Here is a 26870-nt window from a genome sequence, read left to right as displayed (position 1 = left end):
GCGGGGTGGCCGCGCCCCGGGATCGGGACGGGTTCCGGGACCGGTGCGGGACGGAGGTCAGGAGGCGATGCCCAGGTCCCTCCGGAGCTTGGCCACGTGCCCCGTGGCGCGCACGTTGTACTGGGCCAGGGCCACTGTGCCCTGCTCGTCCAGGACCACGGTGGAGCGGATGAGCCCTTCGGAGACCTTGCCGTAGTTCATCTTCTCGCCCCAGGCGCCGTAGGCCTCCGCCACGCTGTGGTCCTCGTCGGAGAGCAGGGGGAAGCCGAGATCGTGGTCGGCGGTGAAGTCCGCCAGGGCGGCGGGGGTGTCGGGGGAGATTCCGACCACGCGGTAGCCGGCGGCGGAGAGGGACGCCAGGTTGTCCCGGAAGTCGCAGGCCTGGGTGGTGCATCCGGGGGTGGCCGCACGCGGGTAGAAGTAGAGGATGACTTTCTCCCCGCGCAGCTCACCGAGGGACACCGAGCAGCCGTGGGCGTCGGAGAGGGTGAAGTCGGGGGCGGTGTCCCCGGGGTTCAGGCGCGCGGTCATGCTGCAGTCCTCCGTGTGTGGTGACAGATGTTCCCTAAATTGTGCAACCTCGCGTACAGTGCAGGGGTGCAGATCGAGCATGCCATGCTCGGGGGCGCTACGGGGATCTCTGCAACCGGGTGGCTGCCGTTGTGGGTCGATCGAATCGTCGTCGTGCGCCTGCGGAAACGCCACATCGGAGAGCGGCTCCTCGCGGCACCTTGACTGCTCTCGCACTTTACTGTAAAGAGTCCGGAACGCACCGAGTGGATACAATCGCCTTATGTCGTACAGGAACCAGTGGCCCACGAACCGTCTGCTGTCCACCGCGGCACGGCTCGTGGAGCACGCGTGGAACGAGGAACTCGCGTCCCTCGGGATCACCCACGCGGGCGTGATGGCTCTGGACGTCCTGCACTCGAAAGGCAGCATGACCCAGGCGCAACTGGCGCAGGAGGTGCGCGTCCAGGCGCAGACCATGGGCAAGACCCTGCACCGGCTCGAGGTCCACGGACACATCTCCCGCGCCAAGAACGAACGCGACCGCCGTTCCCACGTGGTGAGCATCTCTCCGGCGGGGGAGCACGTGCTGGAACGTGCCGCACACATCGAACAGGGTCTGCTGGGCGGCGACCAGGATTCCGACGAGGAGTTCCGGTGCCGGCTCGTGGAGATCATCTCCACCCTCGGTGGTGCGCGCTGGCGCCGGGAGGTCGAGGAGGACCGCGCCGCGTGCGACGCCAAGGACTCGGGAGATCTGCAGGCCCGCTGATCCCGGCGCTGCGTCGCTGATCTTTCCTGCTCCGCCGGTGACTTCGCCCGCGAGGCGTGGCGGCCGGTGGTTGCGGTGGGCAAGGATGCCACCCCGTGAAGTGTTTGCACTGCGAACACGACGAAAGCCGGACCGCTGCTGCGGCCCGGCTTTCGTCGTGTGGTGCGCCCCCAGGGACTTGAACCCTGAACCCATTGATTAAGAGTCAATTGCTCTGCCAATTGAGCTAGAGGCGCGGGTGCTGCCGGTGCAGGTTTCGGCGTTTCGCCGTTGCCTTCTCCCTCGCAACGAGAGATAACTTTAGCAGTCCGCCGGGGGGAGTCAAATCGGGAGCCGGAGCCTCTCCTCGCCGGTCGCCTCCCGGCTCCTGCACCCCTGCTCCCGCCGTAGAATCACGGGCATGAGTGACCTCGCTGATCGTGTCCCGCTCGACTCCCTGACGGTCCTGTCCCTGCCGGAGCCGGGACTTCTCGAGGAGGTCGCCGCCGAGGCCCCGGACTTCCGGTGCGTGCTGTGGGACCTGGTGGGTGAGCCCCAGGGCTGCTCGCGCGACGAGGTGGACATCGCGGTGGCTCCCTACGACAGCAACCGGTGGCGCAAGGACCCCTCGGTGCTGCGGGACATCTCGCTCCTGCAGCTGCAGTCCACGGGGTACGACGGCGTTCCCGAGCTCCTGGGGGAGGGCACCGCTCTCGCGGCGGCCGGCTGGGTGCACGCCGCGGGGACCGCGGAGATCGCCCTGGGGCTGATCATCGCGGCGCAGCGGGAGCTGGACCGCGGTGTGCGGCAGCAGGCCGAAGGTGTGTACCGGACTTACCACTCCCGCGCGGTCGCGGACTCCCGGGTGACCGTGGTCGGGGTGGGGGAGATCGGCGGTGCCGTGGTTGCGAGGCTCCAGCCGTTCGAGGTGCAGCTCACGCGCGTTGCCTCGTCCTCGCGGGACGACGCCGACGGCCACGTCCACGGCATCGACGAGCTGGACGAGATCCTTCCCCGCACGGACATCCTGGTGCTCGCGCTGCCGCTCACGGCTTCCACGGCCGGTCTGGTGGATCGGGAGCTGCTCTCCCGGCTGCCCGACGACGCCCTGGTGGTCAACGTGGGGCGGGGGCCGGTGGTCGACACCGCCGCACTCACGGCAGAGGTGTGCGCGGGGCGGCTGCGGTGCGCGCTGGACGTGGTGGATCCCGAGCCGCTTCCGGGCGAGCACCCTCTCATGGGCGCGGCCGGTTCGATCGTGCTGCCCCACGTGGGCGGCTCCAACGCGTCCTACCGGCCCCGGATGCGGCGCCTGGTCCTGGAGCAGCTGGAGTGTCTGCGGCAGGGGCGCCCACCGCAGTTCCTGGTTCAGCCGGGCCGTCTCATGATCTGAGATGAGTTGTCCGCCAATTGACACTCGGGTTCGCTGCGTCACACCATGGGGACATGAATTCGGCACAGCGCATCATCCAGGTCCTCGTCCTGGTCGTCCTCATTGGACGACCGGCCTGAGGAGCTGCGACGCGCACACCGCCAAGGCCCTCAGCCCACGGAACCCGTGGACAGGGCCTTTATTCATGTACGAGGACACCACCCCCGTCCTCTCCCGCCGAACACCACCCCGTCCGGCACCGTCACCACCACGCACGTAAGGACACAGCCCCATGAGCAAGGACCAGCCGATCTCACCGGCGGTGATGGCCCAGCGGAGCACCCCGTCCGGGCCCACCGCCCAGACCGCGGACTCGGACCGGGTCCACCTGACGGGCCACGCCGCGGACGTCGTTGCCCCTGAGCAGATGACGGGCTCCCAGGCGATCATCCGCTCGCTCGAGATGCTCGGCGTCACGGACGTGTTCGGGCTGCCCGGCGGCGCGATCCTTCCCACGTACGACCCGCTGCTGGACACCGAGAAGATCAACCACGTGCTGGTGCGCCACGAGCAGGGCGCCGGCCACGCGGCCGAGGGCTACGCGCTCGCCTCGGGCCGGGTGGGCGTGTGTATCGCCACCTCGGGCCCCGGCGCCACCAACCTGGTCACGGCGCTGGCGGACGCCAACATGGACTCCATCCCCATGCTGGCCATCACGGGCCAGGTGGCGAGCTCCTCGATCGGTACCGACGCCTTCCAGGAGGCGGACATCGTGGGCATGACCATGCCGGTGACCAAGCACTCCTACCTGGTGACCGACCCCGAGGACATCCCCCGGGTGCTCGCCGAGGCGTACCACCTGGCCTCCACGGGCCGGCCGGGCCCGGTGCTCGTGGACGTGGCCAAGGACGCCCAGCAGGGGCAGCTGACCTTCAGCTGGCCACCGCACGTGGAGCTGGCCGGCTACCGCCCGGTGACGCGCGGGCACTCCAAGCAGATCAGGGAGGCCGCGCGGCTGATTGCGGCCGCCGAGCGTCCCGTGCTCTACACGGGCGGCGGCGCCATGCGCGCCAACGCCCCGGCAGAGCTCGCAGAGCTGGCGGAGCTCACGGGTGCTCCCGTGGTCACCACGCTGACCGCCCGCGGGATCTTCCCGGACTCCCACCGGCAGAATCTGGGGATGCCCGGGATGCACGGCACGGTGCCCGCTGTGTACGCCATGCAGCAGGCGGACCTGCTCATCACGCTGGGTGCGCGCTTCGACGACCGCGTGACCGGCCAGCTGGACACCTTCGCTCCGAACGCCAAGGTGATCCACGCGGACATCGACCCCGCGGAGATCTCCAAGAACCGGATCGCGGACGTGCCGATCGTGGGGGACCTGGCCTCCGTGATCCCAGACCTCACCCTGGCGGTGCGCCAGGAGTTCGAGGAGAACGGGGCGCCGGACCTCAGCACCTGGTGGCAGGGCCTGGACTCCCTCACGGAGACCTACCCTCTGGGCTACACCCGCACGGAGGACGGCCACGGCAGCCCCCAGCACGTGATCGAGCGGATCTCCGCGCTGACGGGCCCCGAGGCCGTGTACGCCTCGGGCGTGGGCCAGCACCAGATGTGGTCCGCGCAGTTCGTGGACTACGAGCGGCCCCGGCAGTGGCTGAACTCGGCCGGTCTGGGCACCATGGGCTTCGCGGTTCCCGCGGCCATGGGCGCCAAGGTGGGTCAGCCGGACCGCGTGGTGTGGGCCATCGACGGGGACGGCTGCTTCCAGATGACCAACCAGGAGCTGGCCACGTGCGTGATCAACGACATCCCCATCAAGGTGGCGGTGATCAACAACTCCTCGCTGGGCATGGTGCGCCAGTGGCAGACCCTGTTCTACGACGGGCGCTACTCCAACACGGAGCTGAACACCGGCCACGACTCGCGCCGCATCCCCGACTTCGTGAAGCTCGCCGAGGCCTACGGCTGCGCGGCCCTGCGGTGCGAGCGGGACGAGGACGTGGACGCCACCATCCAGAAGGCGCTCGAGATCAACGACCGCCCGGTGGTCATCGACTTCGTGGTCTCCGCCGACGCCATGGTGTGGCCCATGGTCCCCGCCGGGGTCTCCAACGACCAGATCCAGATCGCCCGCAACATGACGCCCGAGTGGAACACGGAGGACTGATCCATGAGCCGACACACCCTCTCCGTCCTGGTGGAGGACAAGCCGGGCGTGCTGACCCGGGTGGCGGGGCTCTTCGCCCGCCGCGCCTTCAACATCCACTCACTGGCCGTGGGCCCCACGGAGCTGTCCGGAATCTCCCGGATCACCGTGGTGGTGGACGCGGACGGTGAGCTGCTCGAACAGGTCACCAAGCAGCTGAACAAGCTGATCAACGTGATCAAGATCGTGGAGCTCACCCCGGAGTCCTCCGTGCAGCGCGACCACATCATGGTCAAGGTCCGCGCGGACGCCGCCACCCGGCTGCAGGTCACCCAGGCCGCGGACCTGTTCCGTGCGACCATCGTGGACGTCTCCACGGAGTCCGTGGTGATCGAGTCCACCGGCTCCCGCGACAAGATCCACGCGCTGCTCGACGTCCTGGAGCCCTTCGGGATCCGGGAGATCGTCCGCGCCGGCACCGTGGCCCTGGGCCGCGGCCCCAAGTCCATGTCCGACCGCGCACTGCGCCACTGATCCACCGGGCCCTGCCCGCTCGCGCCGTCGAGCGGGCACCCCGGACCGGTCCGCCGCCCCGCGGCGTCGGGCCCCACGAGAACCCACCCGCTACCCAAGGAGACAGAGCAAGCTCATGGCACAGATCTACTACAACGACGACGCCGACCTCTCGATCATCCAGAACCGCTCCGTGGCCATCATCGGCTACGGCTCGCAGGGCCACGCCCATGCGCTGAACCTGCGCGACTCCGGCGTGGACGTCCGCATCGGGCTCAACGAGGGCTCCTCCTCCCGTGCCAAGGCCGAGGCCGAGGGGCTGCAGGTGATGAGCATCGCCGACGCCGCCAAGGAGGCGGATGTCATCATGATCCTGACCCCGGACCAGGTCCAGGCGCAGGTCTACGAGGAGTCCATCAAGGACAACCTCGAGGACGGCGACGCGATCTTCTTCGCCCACGGCTTCAACATCCGCTTCGGCTACATCGAGGCGCCCCAGGGCGTGGACGTGGCCATGGTCGCCCCCAAGGGTCCGGGCCACACCGTGCGCCGCGAGTTCGAGGCCGGGCGCGGTGTGCCGGACCTCGTGGCCGTGGAGGTCGACGCCTCCGGCAACGCCCTGCAGCTCGCCCTGTCCTACGCCAAGGGCATCGGCGGCACCCGCGCCGGCGTCATCGAGACCACCTTCACCGAGGAGACCGAGTCGGACCTCTTCGGCGAGCAGGCCGTGCTGTGCGGCGGCGTCTCCCACCTCGTCCAGTACGGCTTCGAGACCCTGACCGAGGCCGGCTACCAGCCCGAGATCGCCTACTTCGAGGTGCTCCACGAGCTCAAGCTGATCGTGGACCTCATGGTCGAGGGCGGGATCGCCAAGCAGCGCTGGTCCTGCTCCGACACCGCCGAGTACGGCGACTACGTCTCCGGCCCCCGCGTGATCCAGCCCGAGGTCAAGGAGCGGATGCAGGAGGTCCTCGCGGACATCCAGAACGGCGCCTTCGCGGACCGCTTCATGAAGGACCAGGCCTCCGGCGCCAAGGAGTTCAAGGAGCTGCGCGCCAAGGAGGAGAAGCACCCGGTGGAGACCACGGGCCGCAAGCTGCGCTCGCTGTTCGCGTGGGAGCAGACGGACGCGGACTACACCGAGGGGAACCGCCGCGCGCTGATCCGCGCTCGCGCGGTCCCGCAGCCCCCGGCGGCGGGACACGCCACACCCCACGACGACGCCGCGGTGCGCCTCCCACGGGACGGGCACCGCGGCGTCGTCCTACCCGGTGGCGGCGGGCCCGGTAGCGCCGTGCGCGGGGCGCCGTGCCCGGTAGCGCCGTGCGCGGGGCGCCGTGCCCGATGGCGGGTCCGGCACCGGTGCGCGGCGGAGCACGGGGCGGGGAAGGTGGGCGCGGGTCGATAGAGTGGAGGGGTGACTCAGCAGAACCCCTTCTACGCGACCACGGCCATCTCCTACCCCAACGGGGCGCCGCACATCGGCCACGCCTACGAGGCGATCGCCGCGGACACGCTCGTGCGCTTCAAGCGCCTGGACGGGTTCGACACCCGGTTCCAGACCGGCACGGACGAGCACGGGCAGAAGATGCAGCAGACCGCGGAGAAGCTCGGCACCACCCCGCGCGAGCTCGCGGACGCGAACTCGGCACGGTTCCGGGAGATGGACGACGAGCTGGGGATCTCCTACGACCGCTTCATCCGCACCACGGACGAGGACCACGCCGCGGCCTCGCAGGAGCTGTGGAAGCGGATGGAGGCGAACGGGGACATCTACCTGGACACCTACGCCGGGTGGTACTCCGTACGGGACGAGGCCTACTACGCCGAGGACGAGACCGAGGTGCGGGCGGACGGGCAGCGCTACTCGATCGGCACGGGAACCGAGCTGACCTGGACCGAGGAGGAGAGCTACTTCTTCCGGCTCTCCCGCTACCAGGACCGGCTGCTGGAGCTGTACCGCACGGACTTCGTGCAGCCGGAGACCCGCTCTCACGAGATCGCCTCCTTCGTGGGCGGGGGACTGCAGGACCTCTCCATTTCCCGCACCACCTTCGACTGGGGCGTGCCTGTTCCGGGCAACCCGGATCACGTCATGTACGTGTGGGTGGACGCGCTCACCAACTACCTCACCGGGCTGGGCTTCCCGGACACGGACGCGCCGCTGTTCCGCGAGTTCTGGCCCGCGTCCGTGCACCTGATCGGCAAGGACATCGCGCGCTTCCACGCCGTGTACTGGCCGGCGTTCCTGATGTCCGCGGGGATCGAGCTGCCGCAGAAGGTCTTCGCCCACGGCTTCCTGTTCAACCAGGGAGAGAAGATGTCCAAGTCCGTGGGCAACGTGATCGACCCCCACGCGATGGTGGAGGAGTACGGCCTGGACCAGCTGCGGTTCTTCCTGCTGCGGGAGGTGCCCTTCGGCCAGGACGGCAACTACTCGCACGACGCGATCGCGGGGCGCATCAACTCGGACCTGGCCAACGACCTCGGCAACCTGGCCCAGCGCAGCCTGTCGATGGTCGCCAAGAACCTCGGCGGGTCCGTCCCCGAGCCCGGTGAGTTCACCCCCGAGGACCTCGCGATGCTGCAGCAGGCCGAGGACGTGGTGGCCGACTACCGGGCGGCCTTCGACGCCCTGGCCTTCCACCGCGGGCTGGAGTCCGTGTGGCGCGTGATTGCCTCCGCCAACCGCTACTTCACGGCGCAGGAGCCCTGGGTGCTGCGCAAGACCGACCCCGAGCGCATGGCCACGGTGCTGTACGTGACCGCCGAGGTGCTGCGCATCGTGGCCGTGCTCGTGCAGCCGGTGATGCCCGGCTCCATGGCCCGGCTGCTGGAGCAGCTCGGGCAGCCCGAGGGCGGGGCCCGGATGTTCTCCGCTCTGGGCACACGCCTGGCACCCGGCACGGCCCTGCCCAAGCCGAGCGGCGTGTTCCCGCGCTACGAGGAGCCCGCCGCACTCGCGGACTGACCCCTGCGGGCGGGCGCGCCCCGTCCGTGGTCCGAATCCTCCTCGCGGAGCACGCGCGCGTCTGCGGGCCGACGCCCGCCCCGCAGCTCGACCGCGCCCGCCGGTGCCGCACCCCGCGGCGTCGGCGGGCGACGTCGTTCCAGCGAATGTCCGTGTCCGTCACGACCGCGCGGCAGGCCACCGTCCAGTCTCACGATGTGGAACGGGCGTTCATGATGTGGATGTGACCGCCCGCACGCTCCTACTGTGGGCGCATGAGCGAAACCACTGCCGCCGAGACCGCCCGCCGCCACTCGATCGCCGTCCTCCCCGGTGACGGGATCGGTCCGGAGGTGGTGGCCGAGGCCGTCAAGGTCCTCGACGCCGTGACGGAATCCGCCGGGATCACGCTGGAGAGGACGGAGTACCCGCTCGGCGCCGAGCACTGGCTGGCCACGGGCGAGGTGCTCGACGACGACACCATGGACCGGCTGCGCGGCCACGACGCGATCCTCTTCGGCGCCGTGGGTGCCGCCCCCAACGACAAGCGGGTGCCCTCCGGGATCCTGGAACGGGACCTGCTGCTCAAGCTGCGCTTCGGCTTCGACCACTACATCAACCTGCGCCCGGCCACCCTGTACCCGGGCACCACGAGTCCGCTCGCGGAGCCCGGCGACATCGACTTCGTGGTGGTGCGCGAGGGCACCGAGGGGCTCTACGCGGGCAACGGCGGCACCCTGCGCACGGGCACGGAGCACGAGATCGCCACCGAGGTCTCCGTCAACACCGCCCACGGGGTGCGCCGCCTGGTGCGCTACGCGTTCGAGCTCGCGCAGAGCCGGGAACGGAAGAAGCTCACGCTGGTCCACAAGCACAACGTGCTGGTCAACGCGGGAAGGCTCTACCAGCGCACCGTGGATCAGATCGCGGAGCAGTACCCGGACGTCACGGTGGACTACATGCACGTGGATGCGGCCACGATCTTCATGACCACGGACCCGGCGCGGTTCGACGTGATCGTCACCGACAACCTCTTCGGGGACATCCTCACGGACCAGGCCGGGGCCGTCACCGGCGGGATCGGCCTGGCGCCGAGCGGCAACATCAACGCGGACCGCACCGCCCCCTCCATGTTCGAACCCGTGCACGGCTCCGCCCCGGACATCGCCGGTACCGGCACCGCCCAGCCCACCGCCGCGATCCTCGCGGGGGCCATGATGCTCGACCACCTGGGCCACCCGGAGCTCGCCGCGCGCATCGACCGCGCCGTCCGCGAGGACCTGCGTGTGCGCGGCACCACCCGCCGCAGCACGGCCCAGGCGGGGGACGACGTCGTGGCGCAGCTGAGCGCGAACGGCGAATAGCTGCCGCGACAGGCACGCACAACCCTGCATACTGGGAGAGACACACATCACGCCGCCCGTACACGCCGCGGGTGGGGCGTGCCCCCGAACGGTCGAAGGAGAACACTCGTGGCCACTGAATTCACCAGGCAGCTCAATCCCCACCCCGCCACCGACGAGGTGCGTGAGGCCGTCCTGCAGAACCCCGGGTTCGGGAAGTTCTTCACGGACCACATGGTCTGCATCGACTGGCAGGGCGACGTCCAGCAGGGAACCGGCCGCTGGGACAATGCGCGGCTGCAGCCCTACGGCCCGATCAGCCTGGACCCCTCCACGTCCGTGCTGCACTACGGCCAGGAGATCTTCGAGGGCCTCAAGGCCTACCGGCACGGGGACGGCTCCGTGTGGAGCTTCCGCCCGGAGGCGAACGCCGCCCGCCTGAACCGTTCCGCCCAGCGTCTGGCGCTGCCCACGCTGCCCGAGGAGACGTTCGTGGACGCGGTGCGAGAGCTCGTGACCCAGGACCAGGCGTGGGTTCCCTCCGGTGACGGCGAGTCCCTGTACCTGCGACCGTTCATGATCGCCACCGAGCCGTTCCTGGGGGTGCGCCCCTCCAAGGAGGCGCTGTTCTCCGTGATCGCCTCCCCGGCGGGCAACTACTTCGGCACCGTGGAGCCCGTGGACATCTGGCTCTCCGGGACGTACGCCCGGGCCGGAAAGGGCGGAACGGGAGCCGCCAAGTGCGGCGGCAACTACGCGGCGTCGCTGATCGCCCAGATGGAAGGTGACGCCCACGGCTGCAGCCAGGTGCTGTTCCTGGACGAGGAGCGCGGGGGCGCCGTGGAGGAGCTCGGCGGCATGAACGTGTTCTTCGTCTTCGACGACGGCCGCGTGGTCACCCCGGAGCTCACCGGGACCATCCTGGAGGGCATCACCCGGGACTCCGTCATCCAGATCGCGAAGGACCGTGGGCTTCAGGTGGAGGAGCGCGCCTTCACCCTGGACGAGTGGCGCGAGGGCAAGCGCTCCGGGCACCTCACCGAGGTGTTCGCGTGCGGCACCGCGGCCGTGATCGCACCGGTGCGCCGGCTCGTGAGCCACGACGAGGTCATCGGCTCCGAGGACGAGAAGCCCGGTGAGGTGACCATGGCCATCCGGCAGCAGCTGCTGGACGTGCAGACCGGTAAGGCCGAGGACACCCACGGCTGGCTGACCCGCCTGGTCTGAGCCGGAACTGCCTCCGAGAACATGAGGCCCCGAACCGACACGGGGCCCGGCAGCCGCCCCCGGTCCGTGGTGAACGGACCGGGGGCGGCTGTGTAGCCTGTGGGCATGCGCATCGCACGGTTCACACACGACAACGAGATCCACTACGGCACCGTCCACGGGGAGCCGGGGCAGGAGATCCTGCGCTACCTCACCGGGGACCCGCTCTACGTGGGGGTCCAGGAGCTGGACCGCACCGTGGCGGTCTCCGAGGCGCGGCTGCTCTCGCCCGTGATCCCGCGGTCCAAGATCGTGTGCGTGGGCCGCAACTACGCGGACCACGCCGCCGAGATGGGCAACGACGTCCCGAGCCGTCCGCTGCTGTTCTTCAAGCCGAACACCGCGGTCTCCGGCCCGGGGGACCCTGTCACCCTGCCGGCCTGGACGGAGGAGGTCTCCTACGAGGCCGAGCTCGCCGTGGTCATCGGGCGCATGTGCAAGGACGTCCCGGTGGAGCGCGTGCCGGAGGTCGTCTTCGGCTACACCGCCGCGAACGACCTCACCGCCCGCGACGCCCAGCGCACGGACGGGCAGTGGGCCCGGGCCAAGGGCTTCGACGGCGCGTGCCCCCTGGGCCCCTGGATCGAGACCGAGCTGGACCCCTCCGCGCTGACCGTGCGCTCGTCCGTGAACGGCGAGCTCAAGCAGGACGGCAGCACCGAGGACATGGTCTTCGACGTCCCCACCCTGGTCTCCTACGTCTCCGAGGCGTTCACCCTGCTGCCCGGTGACGTGATCCTCACCGGCACACCCGCGGGCGTGGGCACGGTGGACGAGGGCGATCAGCTCTCGGTGCAGATCGAGGGGATCGGCGAGCTCACCACGGTGCTGCGCCGCTAGCACCCGGGATCGACGTCCAGCTGTGGACGACGACGCCGCGGCACCGCGGCGTCTTCGGTGGCGTCCGTGAGGCGGCGCCACCCGGCGTCGTAGAATGGCGCCATCATGACTGACGACGCCTCCACTCTGCACCCCACCGTTCCCGCCGACGCACCCGTGCGCGTGCGCTTCTGCCCGTCGCCCACAGGCACCCCGCACGTGGGCCTGATCCGCACCGCCCTGTTCAACTGGGCCTGGGCGCGCCACACGGGCGGCACCCTGGTGTTCCGCATCGAGGACACCGACGCCGCGCGCGACTCCGAGGAGAGCTTCCAGCAGATCCTCGACGCCCTGGACTGGCTGGGCATCACGTGGGACGAGGGCGTGAACGTGGGCGGCCCGCACGAGCCCTACCGGCAGTCCCAGCGCGGCGAGATCTACCAGGACGTCCTGGCCAAGCTGGTGGAGAGCGGGTACGTCTACGAGGACTTCTCGACCCCCGACGAGGTGGAGCAGCGCCACCGCGCCAAGGGCGAGGACCCCAAGCTCGGCTACGACAACTACGACCGCGACCTCACGGACGAGCAGGAGGCCGCCTTCCGGGCGGAGGGGCGCCAGCCGGTGCTGCGGCTGCGCATGCCGGACGAGGACATCTCCTTCACGGACCTAGTGCGCGGCGAGATCACGTTCAAGGCCGGCTCCGTTCCGGACTTCGTGGTGGCCCGGGCCAACGGCAAGCCGCTCTACACCCTGGTGAACCCCGTGGACGACGCCCTCATGGGCATCACGCAGGTGCTGCGGGGCGAGGACCTGCTGTCCTCCACCCCGCGCCAGATCGCGCTCTACCGCGCGCTCGTGGCCATCGGTGTGGCCGAGTTCATCCCCGAGTTCGGTCACCTGCCGTACGTGATGGGCGAGGGCAACAAGAAGCTGTCCAAGCGGGACCCCGAGTCCAACCTGTTCCACCACCGGGACAACGGCTTCATCCCCGAGGGCCTGCTCAACTACCTGGCTCTGCTGGGCTGGTCCCTGTCTGCTGACGAGGACATCTTCACGGTCGAGCAGCTCGTGGCGAACTTCGACATCCACGACGTCCTGGCCAACCCGGCCCGCTTCGACGTGAAGAAGGCCACCGCCATCAACGGCACCCACGTGCGCATGCTGGACCCGCAGGACTTCCGCGACCGCCTCGTTCCGTACCTGCAGGCCGCCGGACTGGTGGGGGAGACCCTGACTCCCCGCGAGAACGAGATCCTGGACCAGGCCGCGCCGCTCGTGCAGGAGCGCATGAACCTGCTGGGCGAGACCGAGGGTCTGCTGGGCTTCCTGTTCCGCTCGGACGACGAGATCGTGCTGGCCGAGGACGCCGCCAAACAGCTCAAGGACAGCGCACCGCAGGTCCTCGACGCCGCACTGGCCGCGCTGGAGCCGCTGGAGGACTTCACCGCGGCGGCCATCGAGACCGCACTGCGCGAGGCCATCGTGGACGGGCTGGGCATCAAGCCGCGGCTCGCGTTCGGCCCCGTGCGCACGGCCGTGTCCGGCCAGCGGATCTCCCCGCCGCTCTTCGAGTCCCTGGAGATCCTGGGCAGGCAGTCCACGCTCGCGCGCCTGACCGCGCTGCGCGCACGTCTCGCCCAGGACTGAACGGCTCCGTTCCGGGCCGCCGGCGCACGACGCCGCCCGGTCGCCACGCGCTCGACGCCGGCAAGCGGCCCGGGCGGGGACGCACCCCTGAGAAGGGGGAGCGGCCCCGCCCGGGCCGGTTTGGCAGGGGGGCGCCGAATGGGTATAGTTGTTGCTCGTTGCGCGGCACTGAGCAGCTGAGCCGGGTGACAACCATTGGGATATGGTGTAATTGGCAACACAGCGGTTTCTGGTACCGTCGTTCTAGGTTCGAGTCCTGGTATCCCAGCGCTGGTCGCATCCCCACTTTTTAGAGTGGACATGCGCATGCACGGCAGGTCCTCCGGCCACTCCGGTGGAATTGGACCACCACGGCGTTGATGTTACTGTTTGGTGCGTCAACGAAGGAATGAACGGAACAGACGTTTCCAGATCATTCTGAAAGTACACGGCCCCATCGTATAGCGGCCTAGTACGCCGCCCTCTCACGGCGGTAACGCGGGTTCGAATCCCGCTGGGGTCACGCAGTGAAAGCCCCGGTTTCCCTCGGAAGCCGGGGCTTTCTGCATGCCAGCTCCGGGTGCCTCCCGGTGCCGCGCCCGCGCTGCCGGCCGGCCGTGGGGCGTGAGTGCTGCTCGCCGCACGTGCGGCGAGAGTGCGGGACCGTGACGGCTGGCACAATGACCGTGTGAACATCGAGACCACGCCCGCCGTGCCACTCATCGACGCGCTGGAGGAGGCCCGCGACCTGCTGCGCGCCACCACGCTGCCGCTGGCCACCGCGAGTGCCCCGCAGCAGCGCGAGAGCGCGGCCCGCGCCGTGGCCCAGCTGGACGACTACGTCCTGCCCCGGGTCCGTTCCCTGGACGCACCGCTGCTCGCGGTGGTGGGCGGCTCCACGGGTGCGGGCAAGTCCACGCTCGTCAACGCCCTGGTGGGCCACCCCGTGACGCGCTCCGGCGCCATCCGCCCGACCACGCGGCGGCCCCTGCTGATCCACCACCCGCGGGACGCCGGGGCGTTCACCACCCAGCGGGTGCTGCCGCACCTGGCGCGGGTGCGCGGCACGATGACCGACCCCCCGGCGGCACCGGGGACGGCCCTCGGCGGCTCCGACCCCGTGGAGGACACCGGCTCGCTCGTGCTGCTCGGGGACGAGAGCATCCCCGAGGGCCTGGCGATCCTGGACGCCCCGGACGTCGATTCCGTCTCGGACGACAACCGTGCGCTCGCGGCCCAGCTGCTCTCCGCCGCCGATCTCTGGCTGTTCGTGACCACGGCCAACCGCTACGCGGACGCCGTCCCCTGGCAGCTGCTGCGCAACGCCGCCGGCCGGGACATCACGGTGGCCGTGGTCCTGGACCGGGTGCAGGCGGCGTCGGCGTCGGAGATCGAGGAGGACCTCAGGCGCATGCTGGATGCCGAGGGACTGAACGGGGCACCGATCTTCGTGGTGGAGGAGTCCCCGCTCAACGAGACGGGCATGCTGCCGCCCGCCGCGGTGGCGCCACTGCGGGACTGGCTCGAGGCGCTCGGCGCGGATGCGCACGCGCGCTCGGACATCGCCGCGCGGACGGTCGGCGGCGCGGTGCGCGAACTCGCGGAGACCACGGAGCGCACCGCGGAGGCCGCCGCGGCCCAGGAGCACACGGAGGAGCACCTGCGCCGCGAGGTGACCACCGCGTTCGACGAGGCGCTGCGGGCGATCGTGGACTCCACGCGTGACGGCACGCTGCTGCGGGGAGAGGTGCTCGCGCGCTGGCAGGACTTCGTGGGCACCGGGGAGTTCTTCCGCGGCCTGGAGGCAGGAATCGGACGGGTGCGCGACCGGATGTCCGCGTTCTTCACGGGCCGCCCGGCGCCCGAGGTGCGCGTGGAGGAGGCCATCGAGACGGGTCTGCAGGCGGTGGTCGTGGAGAGCACGGCGCGCGCGGCCGAGCTCTCGGAGCGACGCTGGCGGGACGAGCCGGCAGGGCAGGTGCTGCTCGCGGGGCGCGACCTGGCGGCGCTGCCGCCCGAGTTCCCGCAGGAGGTCGCGCAGAGCATCCGGGACTGGCAGTCGGACGTGATGCTCATGATCCAGCAGGAGGGCGCGGGCAAGCGCACCCGGGCGCGGGCCATGTCCATGGGCGTCAACGCCCTGGCCGTGATCCTCATGATCGCGGTGTTCTCCACCACGGGCGGTCTCACCGGCCTGGAAGTGGGGATCGCCGGCGGCTCCGGTGTGGTGGGCACCAAGCTGCTCGAGGCGGTGTTCGGGGAGGACGCCGTGCGCCGGATGAGCGAGCAGGCGCGCCGCAACCTGGAGACCAGGATCAGGGCCCTGCTGGACCACCGCGCGCGCACGTTCCTGGACCGGCTGGACGAGCTGGGGGAGCACCCCACGGCGGAGGCGCTGCACGCCGTGGCTGCCCGCGTGCGCACGGAGGGTGAGGCCCTGTGAGCCCCCGTACCCGCACCGCCCCCACGCTCTCCGAGCGGATCACGGGCCTCGCCACGGCCACGGACATCGCGGAGGGCCGGCTCGACGCCGCCGTGGTCCAGCAGGCCCGCCAGACCCTCGACCGCGCGGGCCAGCGGCGGGCGCTGTCCGCCGACCACACGGTCGTGGGGTTCTTCGGCGCCACGGGATCCGGCAAGTCCAGCCTGTTCAACGCGGTGGTGGGCCGGGAGCTCGCCCGGACGGCCGCGCGCCGGCCCACCACCTCCGCGCCGCTGGCCGCGGTGTGGGGTGACGAGGGCAGCCAGCCCCTGCTCGACTGGCTCGACGTGGCCGACCGTCACGTGGTCGGCCCGGCACTGAGCACGACCTCGGGGAGCGGTCGCGGGGCGGCCACCACCACGGGTGGTCTCGTGCTGCTGGACCTGCCCGACTTCGACTCCGTGACCCGCGAGCACCGGGACGTCGTTCAGCGCATGGTGGGTCTCGTGGACGTGGTGGTGTGGGTCGTGGACCCGCAGAAGTACGCGGACGCGGTGCTCCACCAGGACTTCGTCCAGCCGCTCTCCCGCCACGGCGCGGTGACCATGGTGGTCCTCAACCAGGCGGACCGGCTCGCGGAACGGGACGTCCCCACCGTGCTCGGCTCGCTGCGGGAGCTGCTGGCCCAGGACGGGCTGCCCGCCACCGGGCCCAGCGCCCCGGCGGCCGTGTCGGCCCGCACGGGGGAGGGCGTGGACGCGCTGCGCACCCGCATCCACGAGGTGGCCGCCGGACGGGCCGCGGCGGGTGCGCGTCTGGAGGCGGACGTGGTGCACGCCGCCCAGCACCTCGCCCACGCCGCGGGGGAGGGTGATCCCCGCGGGATCGACAAGGACGCGAGCGAGCGGCTCACCGCCGGGCTCGCCCGCGCGGCGGGGATCGACATGGTGGCCGACGCCGCCGCCCGCTCGTACCGGCTGCGGGCCGGGCGCCACACGGGCTGGATCGCCACCCGGTGGCTCTCCCGGTTCCGCAAGGACCCCCTCAAACGGCTGCACATCGAGAGCCACGACCGGCACTCGGACCCCGGGGTGCACCGCACCTCCCTGCCCCCCATGAACGCGGCCCAGAAGGCCTCGGCGGACTCCGCGGTGCGCGGTTTCGCGGACCAGGTCTCCCAGGGTGCGGGGGAGCCGTGGCGTCGCAGCGTCCGCGGTGCCGCCCGGCGTCACGAGGAGCGGCTGCCCGACGCACTGGACCAGGCCGTGGCGCGCACGAAGTTCTCCGCGCGCACGTCCTCGTGGTGGTGGATCGTCTTCGACGTCCTGCAGTGGCTGGCCATGGCCGTGACCGTCCTGGGCCTGCTGTGGCTGCTCGGGCTGTTCCTCGCGGACTACTTCCAGCTGCAGCTGCCCCCGCCGCCCACGGTGGAGGGCTTCCCCCTGCCGGTGCCCACGCTCATGGTCGTGGCCGGGGTGGTGCTCGCCCTGTTCCTGGCCCTCACCGGCGCCGTGCTCGCCTCCTTCGCCTCCCGTGTGCGGGCCTCTCGGGTACGACGCCGCCTGCTGCGGTCCGTGCGCGAGGCCGCCGCAGAGGTGGTGGAGGCCCCGGTGCGCGCCGAGCTCGACGCCCACCGGGAGTTCCGCGAGGCACTCGTCCGAGCGACCACGACGGTCTGAGACACCGGACTTCCCCGCGCCCCCCGGCGTTCACGCCGCGCTGACGCGCACGGCCTCCGTGAGCTGCCGGGCGGCCTGGACCACCACGTCCGCGTGCTTCTGACCGGGCTGCTTGGACAGCCGCTCGATCGGACCGGAGATCGAGACAGCGGCGATCACCCGGCCCGAGGGCCCGCGGACGGGTGCGGAGACGGACGCGATGCCCGCCTCGCGCTCGCCGATCGACTGGGCCCAGCCGCGTCGTCGTACCCCGGCGAGCGTGGTGGCGGAGAAACGGGCGTGCTGCAGACCCTCGATCAGGCGCGCGTGGTCCTCCCACGCCACGAGGACCTGGGCCGCGGAACCGGCCTTCATGGACAGCTGCGTGCCCACGGGGATCGTGTCCCGCAGACCGATGGGCCGCTCGGCCGAGGCCACGCACACGCGCCACTCGCCCTGACGGCGGAACACCTGGGAGGACTCGCCCGTGCTGTCCCGCAGCTGCAGCAGCACGGGAGCGGCTGCGGAGATGAGCCGGTCCTCGCCCGCGGCGGAGGCGAGCTCCACCAGACGGGAGCCCAGGACGAAGCGCCCCTGCACGTCCCGGCCCACGAAGCGGTGGTGGGCCAGGGCGACCGCGAGCCGGTGTGCCGTGGGGCGCGCGAGTCCCGTGGCCTCCACGAGGTCGGCCAGGGACGCCGGCCCGGCCTCGAGGGCGTCCAGGATGAGGGAGGCCTTGTCGATGACGCCCACCCCCGAGGAGGAGCGCGTGGCCTCGTCGTTCAGCCGTGACCCCGTGCCCAGCCCACCCAGGGGAGAGCCCAGGGGGGCGCCGGTGGGATCCATCGCGTGTGTGGTGTCCATGCTCCGATACTGGCGTCTCACAATGCGAGAAGCAAGTCCACGAGGTGGAACTGGCCGCGAGCAGTCGGGACGATGGGTCCAGCGGCCGCACCCGTCGGCCCCCCGACGCCCGGGCCCCGGGGACGCCCGGGACCCGAGAGGCAAGGAGAGCAGAGATGAGCACCACGGACACCGCCGCACCGCGCACGCTCGCGGAGAAGGTGTGGGACGACCACCTGGTCCGCCGGGGCGAGGCGGGCCGCCCGGACCTGCTCTACATCGACCTCCACCTGCTCCACGAGGTGACGAGCCCCCAGGCCTTCGAAGGCCTGCGGCTCGCCGGTCGGGGCCTGCGGCGCCCCGACCTGACGATCGCCACGGAGGACCACAACACCCCCACGGAGAACATCTTCTCCACCATCGCGGACGAGACCTCCCGCAAGCAGATCGAGACGCTGCGCGGCAACTGCGAGGAGTTCGGGGTCCGGCTGCACTCCCTGGGGGACGCCGAGCAGGGAATCGTGCACGTGGTGGGCCCGCAGCTGGGCCTGACCCAGCCCGGGATGACCGTGGTGTGCGGTGACTCCCACACCTCCACGCACGGGGCGTTCGGGGCGCTCGCGTTCGGGATCGGCACCTCGGAGGTGGAGCACGTGATGGCCACCCAGACGCTGCCGCTGGCACCGTTCAAGACCATGGCCATCACGGTGGAGGGCACGCTCAAGCCGGGGGTGAGCTCCAAGGACATCATCCTGGCGGTGATCGCCGAGATCGGTACCGGCGGCGGTCAGGGGTACGTGCTGGAGTACCGCGGCTCCGCCATCCGGGCGCTGTCCATGGAGGCCCGCATGACCATCTGCAACATGTCCATCGAGGCCGGTGCCCGGGCGGGCATGATCGCCCCGGACGAGGTGACCATGGACTACGTCCAGGGACGCCCCCACGCGCCGCAGGGTGAGGACTGGGATGCCGCCGTGCAGTACTGGCGCACCCTGCACACGGACGAGGGTGCGCAGTTCGACCGGGAGGTCGTCATCGACGCGGACCAGCTGGAGCCGTTCGTCACGTGGGGCACCAACCCCGGCCAGGGCGTGCCGCTCTCGCAGCCCGTGCCGGACCCGGAGGACGCGGGCGACGACAACGCCAAGGACGCCGCTCGACGCGCCCTGGACTACATGGGCCTCGAAGCCGGCACGCCCATGAAGGAGATCCCGGTGGACACGGTGTTCCTGGGCTCGTGCACGAACTCGCGGATCGAGGACCTGCGCGCCGCCGCGGACATCCTGAAGGGACGCCGCAAGGCCGAGAACGTGCGGATGATGGTGGTCCCGGGCTCCGCGAAGGTCCGGCTGCAGGCGGAGGCCGAGGGCCTGGACCGGGTCTTCCGGGACTTCGGTGCGGACTGGCGCTTCGCCGGGTGCTCCATGTGCCTGGGCATGAACCCGGACCAGCTGGCCCCGGGGGAGCGCTGCGCATCCACCTCCAACCGCAACTTCGAGGGACGCCAGGGCAAGGGCGGGCGCACCCACCTGGTCTCCCCGGTGGTCGCGGCGGCGACCGCCGTGCGCGGGACGCTCAGCGCGCCGTCGGACCTGGAGCCCGTGCATGAGGAGACTGCGGCGCCGTCCGGGCTCCAGCCCGCCGTCTGAGCACCACCTTCGCCCGCAGCACCAGCAGAGAGAGGGACACAGCCATGGAGAAGTTCTCCACCCACCGCGGCGTGGCCGCCCCGTTGAAGCAGTCCAACGTGGACACGGACCAGATCATCCCCGCCGTCTACCTCAAGCGCATCACCAAGACGGGTTTCGACGACGCCCTGTTCGCCGGGTGGCGCAAGAATCCCGACTTCGTGCTCAACCGTCCGCAGTACGCCAACGCCTCGGTCCTGGTGGCCGGTTCCGACTTCGGCACCGGGTCCTCCCGCGAGCACGCGGTGTGGGCCCTGCGCGACTACGGCTTCACAACCGTGATCTCATCGCGCTTCGCGGACATCTTCCGTGGGAACTCGGGCAAGCAGGGCCTGCTCGCCGCGCAGGTGGAGCAGTCGGACGTCGAGCTGCTGTGGAAGCTCGTGGAGGAACGGCCCGGCACTGAGATCGAGGTGGACCTCGAGTCCCGCACCGTGACCTGCGGAGCCGCGACCGTGCCGTTCCAGATCGACGACTACACGCGCTGGCGCCTCATGGAGGGCCTGGACGACATCGGACTCACCCTGCAGCGGGAAGAGGACATCGAGGCGTACGAGCGGAGCCGGCCGGCGTTCAAGCCCACCACGCTCCCAGCCAGAGTCTGACAGCCGGCTGGACCGCGAGCCGGTCCGGGCCGGTAGAATGTCGAGGTCCCGTGCGTGTTCCGCGCGCGGGAGATCACTTCCCCCAGATCGGTAGGTCATGACTTCTTTGCGCATCACCGGCGGAGTTCCGCTGACGGGTCAGGTGACGGTACGCGGCGCCAAGAACCTGGTCCCCAAGGCCATGGTGGCCGCGCTGCTCGGCGCCTCGGCCTCCACCCTGGGCAACGTTCCGGAGATCAAGGACGTCAAGGTGGTCACCGATCTGCTGTCGCTGCACGGGGTGGAGGTCACCCGCGACGACGTCCTGGGGCGACTCACGCTGGATCCCACCAACGTGACGCGCGCGCGCCACGCCGACATCGACGCCCACGCGGGGGACTCCCGCATCCCCATCCTGCTGTGCGGTCCGCTGCTGCACGCGCTGGGCGAGGCGTTCATCCCGGATCTCGGCGGCTGCCGGATCGGGGACCGCCCGATCAACTACCACCTGGAGGTGCTGCGCAACTTCGGCGCCAAGGTGGAGAAACTGGAATCCGGCATCCGGATGAGCGCCCCGCACGGGTTGCACGGCGCCAAGATCGACCTGCCCTACCCCTCCGTGGGCGCCACCGAGCAGGTGCTGCTCACCGCCACGCGTGCCGAAGGCCACACCGAGCTGCGCGGCGCGGCCACCGAGCCCGAGATCATGGACCTCATCGCGATCCTGCAGAAGATGGGCGCGCTCATCACCGTGCAGACGGACCGCGTGATCCGCATCGAGGGTGTCCCCGAGCTCCAGGGCTACGTGCACAGCGCCCTGCCGGACCGCATGGAGGCGGCGTCGTGGGGTTCCGCGGCCCTGGCCACCGGTGGGGACATCTTCGTGGCAGGTGCCCAGCAGGCGGACATGATGACCTTCCTCAACACCTTCCGCAAGGTGGGCGGCGGACTGGACATCCGTGAGGACGGCATCCGCTTCTTCCACCCGGGCGGGGACCTGAACCCCCTGATCGTGGAGACGGACGTCCACCCCGGGTTCATGACCGACTGGCAGCAGCCGCTCGTGGTGGTGCTGACCCAGGCAAAGGGCGTGTCCATCGTGCACGAGACCGTCTACGAGAACCGCTTCGGCTTCACCCGCGCCCTGAACCGCATGGGAGCGACCATCCAGGTGCACCGCGAGTGCCTGGGCTCCGTGCCGTGCCGTTTCGGGCAGCGCAACTTCCTGCACTCCGCCGTGATCTCGGGCCCCACGCCGCTGCAGGCCGCCGACATCAACATCCCGGACCTGCGCGGTGGCTTCTCGCACCTGATCGCGGCGCTCTCCGCCGACGGCGTGTCCACCGTGACCGGGGTGGAGCTCATCAAGCGGGGCTACGAGCACTTCACCGACAAGCTGAGCGGACTGGGCGCCAACTTCGACGTCACCGAGCAGTGACTTCCGGTGCCCTGAGCGCCCGGCACCGCGGCCCTCGGGCCCTGGTCCTCCCGGGCGCACCGCACGCCGCGGGGGCATCCCGCGCACCGTTGCCCGAGGAGGGGTTGCCCGGATGAGCAGAACATCGCAACGATCCACGTTCCGGCTGATCGCGGCCGCCGTGATCCCGGTCTACCGCTCGCTCGCCGTGCCGCGCTGGCGGGGCACGGAGAACGTCCCCGCGTCCGGCGGCTTCGTGGTGGTGTCCAACCACCTCACGGAGATCGACCCGCTCACCGTGGCCTACGCGGTCTACAAGGCGGGGGTGATGCCGCGGTTCCTGGCCAAGGAGTCGCTGTTCCGGGTTCCCGTCCTGGGACGGGTGCTGTCCCGGATCGGGCAGGTTCCCGTCTATCGCGGCACCTCCCGGGCCAAGGACTCGCTGGAGGCCGCTTTCACGGAGCTGGCCAGCGGGGGAGCGATCATCGTGTACCCCGAGGGAACCATCACGCGCGATCCGCGGATGTGGCCCATGCGGGGACGCACGGGTGCCGCACGCCTCGCGCTGCAGGCGGACGTCCCCGTGGTGCCCATGGTGCACTGGGGGGACCAGGAGATCGTCTACCGGGATCCTCAGGGCCACCGCAGCGCCAAGCCCTTCCCGCCCAAGCGCGTGGACGGAATCGTGGGTGAGCCCCTGCGCGCCGCCGATCTGGTGCCCGGTGGGCTGAAGCACCCGGGGGAGCCCAGCGCCGAGGAGCTCGCGACCGCCACGACCACGATCATGGCCACGCTCGCCCGTCTGCTGGGTGAGCTGCGTGGTGAGCCCGCGCCCCAGGAACTGTTCGATCCGCGCGCGCCCCGCCGGGCGGCGTCGTCGGACGCCGGCGACGCCGCGGCTCCCGAGGACGACCTCGGCTCCGCCGGCGGGAGCGTGGCTCCGTGAGCGCGCGTCCCCAGGGTCCCGCAAAGATCACGGTGCTCGGCGCCGGATCCTGGGGCACCACGTTCGCCAAGGTCCTCGCCGACGCCGCCGCGCAGGCGGGTGCCGAGCGCACGGTGTGCCTGTGGGGACGCGATGCCGAGGCCGTCGAACGCATGGCGGCGGGGCGACGCAACGAGCGCTACCTCCCGGAGATCGAGCTGCCCGCAGCACTCACGTTCTCGAGCGACCTCGTGGCAGCCCTGGACGGTGCGGAGCTCGTGGTGGCCGCGATCCCCGCGCAGGCGCTGCGTGCCCAGCTGGAGATCGCCGCCCCATCGGTGGCGCCGGACGCGGTGGTGCTGTCCCTGGCCAAGGGGCTGGAGTCCAGCACCGGGCTGCGGATGACCCAGGTGATCGCCGAGGTCCTCGCGGAGGGCACGGGGGTCCCCGAGCAGCACTGGCCGCGGCGCACGTGCGTGCTGTCGGGGCCCAACCTGGCCATGGAGATCGCCCGGGAGGAGCCCACGGCGTCCGTGGTGGCCGCCCCGGACCACGAGACCGCGGCGTGGGTGGCCCGTTGCTGCGCGGCACCCTACTTCCGGCCCTACACCAACACCGACGTGGTGGGCACGGAGATCGGCGGTCTCGTGAAGAACGTGATCGCCCTGTGCGTGGGAATCTGCGACGGCCGCGAGTACGGGGACAACTCCAAGGCCTCCGTGATGACGCGCGGCCTCGCGGAGACCACGCGGCTCGCGCTCGCCCTCGGCGGGCACACCACCACCCTGTCCGGGCTCTCCGGCATGGGGGACCTGGTGGCCACGTGCTCCTCCTCCCTGTCCCGCAACCACACGGCCGGAAGGCTCCTGGGCGCGGGGCTGTCCCTCGCGCAGGTGCAGGACGCCATGACCCAGACCGCCGAAGGGATCAAGTCCGCCCCCGCGGTGCTGGAGCTCGCGCGGCGCCACGGCGTGGACATGCCCATCACGGAGGCCGTCGTGAGCGTGCTGCGCAACGAGACACCCGTCCACGAACTGGCGCCCCGACTGCTGGGCCGCGATCTGAAATCCGAAGGGAACACCGCATGAGCACCACCCACGAGACCCCGGAGGCCACGGCGGAGAGCGACAAGCCCTGCATCGCGGTGGTCTTCGGCGGCCGCTCGTCCGAGCACTCCATCTCCCTGATCACCGCCCGGTCCGTGCTGCGCGCGATCGACCGGGACCGCTGGGACGTGGTGAGTGTGGGGATCTCCCCGGACGGCGCGTGGTTCCTGTGCTCCCAGGAGGAGCTCGAGGCGCTGCTGGACGAGCAGCCCATGGCGCAGCTGCCCGTGGGTGCCCACCGCGTGAGTCTCCCGCTGCAGGCGGGGGACAGCCGGCTACTGATCCACGACACCTCCGAGCACGGGGCTCCGCTGTCCCGCGGGCGGCACATCGACGCGGTGTTCCCGCTGCTGCACGGGCCGTTCGGCGAGGACGGCACGCTGCAGGGCATGCTCGAGCTCGCGGACCTGCCGTACGTGGGGTGCGGCGTGGCGGCGTCGGCCATTGGGATGGACAAGCACTTCATGAAGCTCGCGTTCGAGGCCGCCGGCCTGGAGGTGGGCCCGTACACCGTGGTCCACGACCGCACGTGGCGCACCGATCCGCAGGGCGTGCGCGAGCGCGTGGCAGGGCTCGGCTTCCCGGTGTTCGTCAAGCCGGCGCGCGCCGGCTCGTCGTTCGGGATCACGCGCGTGGACGAGCCCTCCCAGCTGGACGCCGCGATCGCCACGGCGCGCGAGCACGACCTCAAGCTCGTGGTCGAGGCCGGCATCGACGGGCGGGAGATCGAGTGCGCCGTGCTGGGCGGGCACGGCACGGACGAGGCGCGCGCTTCGCTGCCCGGCGAGATCGAGGTGCACGGCCACGCCCTGTACGACTTCGAGGCCAAGTACGTGGAGTCCGACGGCGCCACGCTCTCGTGCCCGGCGCGGCTGCCGGAGGACGTGATCGAGACGCTGCGCCGTGACGCCGTGCGCGCGTTCCACGCCGTGGACGGCGAGGGGCTCTCGCGCTGCGACTTCTTCGTGACCGAGGACCGGCGCGTGGTCATCAACGAGATCAACACCATGCCCGGGTTCACGCCCATCTCCATGTACCCGCGCATGTGGGCGGCCTCCGGGATCGACTACAGCACCCTGATCGACGAGCTCATCACCCTGGCCCTGGAACGGCCCGTGGGACTACGCTGACCGGCAACCGCCCCGTGCCAGGGGCCTGACGGCAGAGAGGCACACCGTGTGGTGCAAGCGCGAGGACATGATCGTCCACGAGAGCGACCCGTACAACGCCGAACCCCCGCGAGCCGGACTGCACCAGACACTCACCCCGGCGGACTCCTTCTACGTGCGCAACCACGGACCCGTTCCGCAGCTCGACGCCGCGACGTGGACCCTGGAGGTCACCGGCCTGGTGGCCGAGCCCGCGCGGTTCACGCTGGAGCGGTTGCGCGAGGAGTTCGCGCACCACACGGTCACTGCCACGATGCAGTGCGCGGGCAACCGTCGGGAGGGGTTCCTGGAGGTCCGCGACGTCCCTGGCGAGGACCCCTGGGGTCCCGGTGCCACGTCCACGGCCCGGTGGACGGGCGTGCGTCTGGCGGACGTGCTGCGCGCGGCGGGCGTCCACGACTCCGCGGGGCACGTGGAGTTCGAGGCGCCCGACGTCTCTGAGATCGCCAACCCGCCCCAGCACTACGGCGGCTCGGTGCCGCGGTCCAAGGCGCTGGCGGACGAGGTGCTGCTCGCGTGGGCCATGGACGACGCCCCGCTGCCCGCGGTGCACGGCGGGCCGGTGCGCGTGGTGGTCCCCGGCTGGATCGGGGCGCGCAGCGTCAAGTGGGTCACGCGCGTCACCGTGCGCGCCGAGCCGTCCGAGAACTACTTCCAGGCCACCGCGTACCGGGTGCTGGAGCCGGAGGCGGATCCGGACGCGGCGGGGCCGGGGGACGGGATCTCCCTGGGCCCGGTGGCCCTGAACTGTGACATCCTCGCCCCGGAGCCCGGCCAGGCGGTGGGCACCGGGCAGGTACGGGTCTCGGGCTACGCGCACGCGGGGGAGGACCGCGGCGTCGCCCGCGTGGACGTCTCCGCGGACGGCGGGCACTCGTGGCAGGCCGCGGAGCTCGGGCCCGAGCCGTCACCGTGGGCGTGGCGGCACTGGGAGACCACCGTGGACCTGGCCGGGCCGGGACCCCACACACTCGTGGCTCGCGCCTGGGACACCACCGGCGCGTGCCAGCCCGAGTCCGCGCGGACGCTGTGGAACCCCAAGGGGTACGTGAACAACTCGTGGGCCCGCGTGCGGGTCAACCCAGCGGGGGATCAGGGCTGAGTCGGCCCCTGCTCCACGTCCGCCACGGACTCGCACTTGCGCTCCTGGGGGATGCTCTGCACGGCGGAGCCGGTGTCCACCAGCGCGGTCGAGGACGGCACGCGCTGCCCGTCGAAGAGCACCTCGACGGCGGGTGAACGACCGTAGGTCACGGCCCGCCACTGGTTCTCCTGGCCGGGCACCTGCGAGATGAGCCAGTCCACGCCGCTCACGTCGGTGCACGGCTCCGTGGTGGGTCCCGGCTCCGCCACGCCGCAGCGCACGATCATGGCGGACGGGTCCCCGTAGGCGGTGGTGCCCTGGCTGGACGTCTCCCGCTGCTCCATGCCGCTGACCTCGTCCGGCATGGCGAGCATCACGGGCGCGCAGTCCGGGTTCGCGGCGTCCGGAGCGGGGTCCACGGTCACGGTGGAGCCGCAGCCGGTGAGCACGACGGCGCTCGTGAGGGCCGCGGCGCCCACGGCCAGGCGGCGTCGTGGGCCGGTGGACGACGCCGCCGGGTGCGTCCCGCGCTCGGCCACCCCAGTGCGCCCGTTCCGGGGCGCCTCCGTTCCCGGGGTCTCCGTCTCCGGGGTTGCTGAGACGCCGGTGGCGGTGCGTGCGGTGGATAGGACGGAGCGGCGTCGGAGCGGGGAGACCATGGCGCCCAGGATAGTG

General features: G+C 71.1%; 21 protein-coding genes, 3 tRNA genes and 1 pseudogene. 21 read left to right on the top strand and 4 right to left on the bottom strand.

All coding sequences use genetic code 11. The features are described 5' to 3' along the window. Window positions 1-57: 57 nt before the first annotated feature. Complete coding sequence (gene bcp, locus AABM36_RS09540) at window positions 58-531, bottom strand: thioredoxin-dependent thiol peroxidase (RefSeq protein WP_423445980.1); 474 nt, start codon at window positions 529-531, stop codon at window positions 58-60. Window positions 532-793: 262 nt separating this feature from the next. On the opposite strand from bcp, the gene AABM36_RS09535 reads away from it, so the two are divergent. Further along, window positions 794-1282 carry a MarR family winged helix-turn-helix transcriptional regulator gene (locus tag AABM36_RS09535; RefSeq protein ID WP_423445978.1) on the top strand — a complete coding sequence of 163 codons (489 nt, stop codon included), beginning with the start codon at window positions 794-796 and terminating at the stop codon, window positions 1280-1282. 160 nt (window positions 1283-1442) lie between these two features. On the opposite strand, the gene AABM36_RS09530 is transcribed toward AABM36_RS09535, so the two are convergent. Further along, window positions 1443-1518, bottom strand: a tRNA-Lys gene (locus AABM36_RS09530). A gap of 164 nt (window positions 1519-1682) precedes the next feature. Between AABM36_RS09530 and AABM36_RS09525 the strand changes: the two genes are divergently transcribed. The 13 genes and pseudogenes from AABM36_RS09525 (at window position 1683) to AABM36_RS09465 (ending at window position 17400) form a co-directional block, all read left to right on the top strand. Further along, complete coding sequence (locus tag AABM36_RS09525) at window positions 1683-2654, top strand: NAD(P)-dependent oxidoreductase (protein WP_423445976.1); 972 nt, start codon at window positions 1683-1685, stop codon at window positions 2652-2654. Between the two features lie 271 nt (window positions 2655-2925). Then, window positions 2926-4803 carry an acetolactate synthase large subunit gene (locus AABM36_RS09520; protein WP_423445974.1) on the top strand — a complete coding sequence of 626 codons (1878 nt, stop codon included), beginning with the start codon at window positions 2926-2928 and terminating at the stop codon, window positions 4801-4803. A gap of 3 nt (window positions 4804-4806) precedes the next feature. Beyond that, entirely contained in the window at window positions 4807-5316 is a 510-nt protein-coding gene (ilvN, locus tag AABM36_RS09515; RefSeq protein ID WP_102613450.1) for an acetolactate synthase small subunit, read from the top strand. A gap of 115 nt (window positions 5317-5431) precedes the next feature. After that, window positions 5432-6445 (top strand): annotated as a pseudogene (gene ilvC / locus AABM36_RS09510) (ketol-acid reductoisomerase); the annotation flags it as partial. 267 nt (window positions 6446-6712) lie between these two features. Further along, on the top strand, window positions 6713-8266 hold the full coding sequence (gene metG, locus AABM36_RS09505; RefSeq protein WP_019308933.1) for a methionine--tRNA ligase: 1554 nt from the start codon (window positions 6713-6715) through the stop codon (window positions 8264-8266). A 254-nt stretch (window positions 8267-8520) separates the two neighbouring features. After that, on the top strand, window positions 8521-9609 hold the full coding sequence (locus AABM36_RS09500) for a 3-isopropylmalate dehydrogenase (RefSeq protein ID WP_019308935.1): 1089 nt from the start codon (window positions 8521-8523) through the stop codon (window positions 9607-9609). A gap of 108 nt (window positions 9610-9717) precedes the next feature. Further along, window positions 9718-10815 carry a branched-chain amino acid aminotransferase gene (locus tag AABM36_RS09495; protein ID WP_019308936.1) on the top strand — a complete coding sequence of 366 codons (1098 nt, stop codon included), beginning with the start codon at window positions 9718-9720 and terminating at the stop codon, window positions 10813-10815. Window positions 10816-10920: 105 nt separating this feature from the next. After that, the gene (locus tag AABM36_RS09490) at window positions 10921-11694 is read left to right on the top strand and encodes a fumarylacetoacetate hydrolase family protein (RefSeq protein ID WP_019308937.1); all 774 of its coding nucleotides are present in this window, start codon (window positions 10921-10923) and stop codon (window positions 11692-11694) included. 105 nt (window positions 11695-11799) lie between these two features. Continuing rightward, window positions 11800-13320 carry a glutamate--tRNA ligase gene (gene gltX, locus AABM36_RS09485; RefSeq protein WP_019308939.1) on the top strand — a complete coding sequence of 507 codons (1521 nt, stop codon included), beginning with the start codon at window positions 11800-11802 and terminating at the stop codon, window positions 13318-13320. 196 nt (window positions 13321-13516) lie between these two features. Then, a tRNA-Gln gene (locus AABM36_RS09480) sits at window positions 13517-13588 on the top strand. A gap of 161 nt (window positions 13589-13749) precedes the next feature. Next, window positions 13750-13822 (top strand) — tRNA-Glu (locus AABM36_RS09475). 165 nt (window positions 13823-13987) lie between these two features. Continuing rightward, entirely contained in the window at window positions 13988-15742 is a 1755-nt protein-coding gene (locus AABM36_RS09470; protein ID WP_423445970.1) for a dynamin family protein, read from the top strand. Beyond that, entirely contained in the window at window positions 15739-17400 is a 1662-nt protein-coding gene (locus AABM36_RS09465) for a GTPase (protein ID WP_423445968.1), read from the top strand. The genes AABM36_RS09470 and AABM36_RS09465 overlap by 4 nt, the downstream gene beginning before the upstream one ends. Before the next feature lie 30 nt (window positions 17401-17430). Here AABM36_RS09465 and AABM36_RS09460 read toward each other — a convergent pair whose 3' ends face one another. After that, complete coding sequence (locus AABM36_RS09460) at window positions 17431-18243, bottom strand: IclR family transcriptional regulator (protein WP_423445966.1); 813 nt, start codon at window positions 18241-18243, stop codon at window positions 17431-17433. A 155-nt stretch (window positions 18244-18398) separates the two neighbouring features. Here AABM36_RS09460 and leuC point away from each other — a divergent pair, with 155 nt between their 5' ends. From leuC to AABM36_RS09425, 7 genes are all read left to right on the top strand, one after another. Next, window positions 18399-19871 carry a 3-isopropylmalate dehydratase large subunit gene (leuC, locus tag AABM36_RS09455; protein ID WP_423445964.1) on the top strand — a complete coding sequence of 491 codons (1473 nt, stop codon included), beginning with the start codon at window positions 18399-18401 and terminating at the stop codon, window positions 19869-19871. Window positions 19872-19915: 44 nt separating this feature from the next. After that, window positions 19916-20515, top strand: coding sequence for a 3-isopropylmalate dehydratase small subunit (leuD, locus tag AABM36_RS09450; RefSeq protein ID WP_423445962.1), 600 nt, complete (start codon window positions 19916-19918; stop codon window positions 20513-20515). 97 nt (window positions 20516-20612) lie between these two features. Next, entirely contained in the window at window positions 20613-21932 is a 1320-nt protein-coding gene (murA, locus tag AABM36_RS09445) for a UDP-N-acetylglucosamine 1-carboxyvinyltransferase (RefSeq protein WP_423445960.1), read from the top strand. Between the two features lie 112 nt (window positions 21933-22044). Beyond that, on the top strand, window positions 22045-22857 hold the full coding sequence (locus AABM36_RS09440; RefSeq protein WP_423445958.1) for a lysophospholipid acyltransferase family protein: 813 nt from the start codon (window positions 22045-22047) through the stop codon (window positions 22855-22857). Next, window positions 22854-23924, top strand: coding sequence for an NAD(P)H-dependent glycerol-3-phosphate dehydrogenase (locus AABM36_RS09435; RefSeq protein ID WP_423445956.1), 1071 nt, complete (start codon window positions 22854-22856; stop codon window positions 23922-23924). The genes AABM36_RS09440 and AABM36_RS09435 overlap by 4 nt, the downstream gene beginning before the upstream one ends. Continuing rightward, on the top strand, window positions 23921-25072 hold the full coding sequence (locus AABM36_RS09430; RefSeq protein WP_423445954.1) for a D-alanine--D-alanine ligase family protein: 1152 nt from the start codon (window positions 23921-23923) through the stop codon (window positions 25070-25072). The genes AABM36_RS09435 and AABM36_RS09430 overlap by 4 nt, the downstream gene beginning before the upstream one ends. Window positions 25073-25118: 46 nt before the next feature. Then, entirely contained in the window at window positions 25119-26213 is a 1095-nt protein-coding gene (locus AABM36_RS09425; protein ID WP_047978528.1) for a sulfite oxidase, read from the top strand. Here the strand turns inward: AABM36_RS09425 and AABM36_RS09420 are convergent. Further along, the gene (locus AABM36_RS09420) at window positions 26204-26854 is read right to left on the bottom strand and encodes a DUF3515 family protein (RefSeq protein ID WP_308219532.1); all 651 of its coding nucleotides are present in this window, start codon (window positions 26852-26854) and stop codon (window positions 26204-26206) included. The two genes, AABM36_RS09425 and AABM36_RS09420, sit on opposite strands and share 10 nt — an antisense overlap. Window positions 26855-26870: the final 16 nt, after the last annotated feature.

Source organism: Kocuria sp. KSNUG, from assembly GCF_049532735.1.
Taxonomy (GTDB): domain Bacteria; phylum Actinomycetota; class Actinomycetes; order Actinomycetales; family Micrococcaceae; genus Kocuria; species Kocuria rhizophila.
Note: the sequence above shows the minus strand (reverse complement) of the source record. Positions and strands in the feature narration are given on the sequence as shown.